Origin of the sequence: Maribacter flavus, assembly GCF_008386635.1 — a bacterium.
In the GTDB taxonomy this organism is placed as follows: domain Bacteria; phylum Bacteroidota; class Bacteroidia; order Flavobacteriales; family Flavobacteriaceae; genus Maribacter; species Maribacter flavus.
Map to the genome: position 1 here is coordinate 1 of NZ_VUOE01000006.1, position 2,500 is coordinate 2,500.

Sequence of the window (2,500 nt, forward strand, 5' to 3'; positions counted from 1 at the left end):
GTTCATTGAAATATTGTGGAGAGAATCGCGTCCTTTTAAGGGGGTGCGATGGTAGAGAATATAAAGAATTAGATCGAGAGAATCGGGGCCGGGGAGTCATATTTCGGAGGTCGTTGGGACGAGTAAACAAAGAACAACGATGAAGAGTTTGATCCTGGCTCAGGATGAACGCTAGCGGCAGGCCTAACACATGCAAGTCGAGGGGTAACGGGGAGCTTGCTCCGCCGACGACCGGCGCACGGGTGCGCACCGCGTATGGAACCTGCCCTCTACAGGGGAATAGCCCAGGGAAACTTGGATTAATGCCCCGTGGTACCATTTAACGGCATCGTTTGATGGTTAAAGCCTTCGGGCGGTAGAGGATGGCCATGCGTCCCATTAGTTAGTTGGTAGGGTAACGGCCTACCAAGACCGCGATGGGTAGGGGCCCTGAGAGGGGGATCCCCCACACTGGTACTGAGACACGGACCAGACTCCTACGGGAGGCAGCAGTGAGGAATATTGGACAATGGGCGAGGGCCTGATCCAGCCATGCCGCGTGCAGGAAGAATGCCCTATGGGTAGTAAACTGCTTTTATACGGGAAGAAAAAGGGGCACGTGTGCCCTGTTGACGGTACCGTAAGAATAAGGACCGGCTAACTCCGTGCCAGCAGCCGCGGTAATACGGAGGGTCCGAGCGTTATCCGGAATTATTGGGTTTAAAGGGTCCGTAGGCGGGCCGGTAAGTCAGGGGTGAAAGTCTGTAGCTCAACTATAGAACTGCCTTTGATACTGCCGGTCTTGAGTCATGGTGAAGTTGCCGGAATATGTGGTGTAGCGGTGAAATGCATAGATATCACATAGAACACCGATTGCGAAGGCAGGTGACTAACCATGTACTGACGCTGATGGACGAAAGCGTGGGGAGCGAACAGGATTAGATACCCTGGTAGTCCACGCCGTAAACGATGGATACTAGCTGTCCGGGCCCTTGAGGCCTGGGCGGCCAAGCGAAAGTGATAAGTATCCCACCTGGGGAGTACGTTCGCAAGAATGAAACTCAAAGGAATTGACGGGGGCCCGCACAAGCGGTGGAGCATGTGGTTTAATTCGATGATACGCGAGGAACCTTACCAGGGCTTAAATGCAGTTCGACAGGTCCAGAGATGGACTTTTCTTCGGACGGATTGCAAGGTGCTGCATGGTTGTCGTCAGCTCGTGCCGTGAGGTGTCAGGTTAAGTCCTATAACGAGCGCAACCCCTACCGTTAGTTGCCAGCATGTCATGATGGGGACTCTAACGGGACTGCCGGTGCAAACCGTGAGGAAGGTGGGGATGACGTCAAATCATCACGGCCCTTACGTCCTGGGCCACACACGTGCTACAATGGCAGGTACAGAGAGCGGCCACGTCGCAAGGCGGAGCGAATCTATAAAACCTGTCACAGTTCGGATCGGGGTCTGCAACTCGACCCCGTGAAGCTGGAATCGCTAGTAATCGGATATCAGCCATGATCCGGTGAATACGTTCCCGGGCCTTGTACACACCGCCCGTCAAGCCATGGAAGCCGGGAGTGCCTGAAGTCCGTCACCGCAAGGAGCGGCCTAGGGCAAGATCGGTAACTAGGGCTAAGTCGTAACAAGGTAGCCGTACCGGAAGGTGCGGCTGGAACACCTCCTTTCTAGAGATTGTCCCTCCAAGGGACGGTCCCCGGCGGCCTTCGAAGGTCCTTCGGTCCCGTTTTTTCGATTTATTTATGTTCTTTGAAATAAGATCTCCGCAATCATGATATATAACAAATACGGAAGCGCCTTAACTGGTGTTGAAGTAGGGACAGTCCCATAGCTCAGCTGGTTAGAGCGCTACACTGATAATGTAGAGGTCGGCAGTTCGAGTCTGCCTGGGACTACGAGCCCCTTTTTAGGGTGACGTTCATTGAGTATGAAGTATTGGAAATTCTGGAAGTTGAGTAGTGGTTATGGTCTAACTACTAACTACTATGTACCAACTACTGGTATATGGGGGATTAGCTCAGCTGGCTAGAGCGCCTGCCTTGCACGCAGGAGGTCATCGGTTCGACTCCGATATTCTCCACATGCCCTTTAGGGGCGACAGGTTCATTGACATATTGGAACAGGGAATACAGCGGCATGTGATGTTGTTGTATATACCTAAAAAGAAAGAAACACGAATCTTTATAAAGTAAAGAGTACAAGTAGAATAGAACAAAAGGAAAGGCGACAAGCTGGAAAAGGGCGTATGGGGAATGCCTAGGCTCTCAGAGGCGACGAAGGACGTGATAAGCTGCGAAAAGCCGCGGGGATCGGCACATACGATATGATCCGCGGATATCCGAATGGGGCAACCCGGCATGTTGAAGACATGTCATGCCGTAAGGCAAGCGAACCCGGTGAACTGAAACATCTAAGTAGCCGGAGGAAGAGAAAACAAAAGTGATTCCGGGAGTAGCGGCGAGCGAAACCGGATTAGCCCAAACCGTTGTTGTTTCGGCAATAACGG

The 2,500-nt window shown here is 52.4% G+C and carries 2 tRNA genes and 2 rRNA genes (1 of these 4 cut by a window edge); all 4 read left to right on the plus strand.

Going from position 1 to position 2,500, the window contains the following annotated elements:
• Nucleotides 1-136 precede the first annotated feature (136 nt).
• Nucleotides 137-1,661 (plus strand): 16S ribosomal RNA (locus F0361_RS18580).
• Between the two features lie 154 nt (nucleotides 1,662-1,815).
• Nucleotides 1,816-1,889, plus strand: a tRNA-Ile gene (locus tag F0361_RS18585).
• Nucleotides 1,890-2,000: 111 nt separating this feature from the next.
• A tRNA-Ala gene (locus F0361_RS18590) sits at nucleotides 2,001-2,074 on the plus strand.
• A 143-nt stretch (nucleotides 2,075-2,217) separates the two neighbouring features.
• Nucleotides 2,218-2,500: ribosomal RNA gene (locus tag F0361_RS18595) — 23S ribosomal RNA — on the plus strand; it runs 2,547 nt beyond the window's last position.
• Together the 16S and 23S rRNA genes with 2 tRNA genes alongside form the textbook arrangement of a ribosomal RNA operon.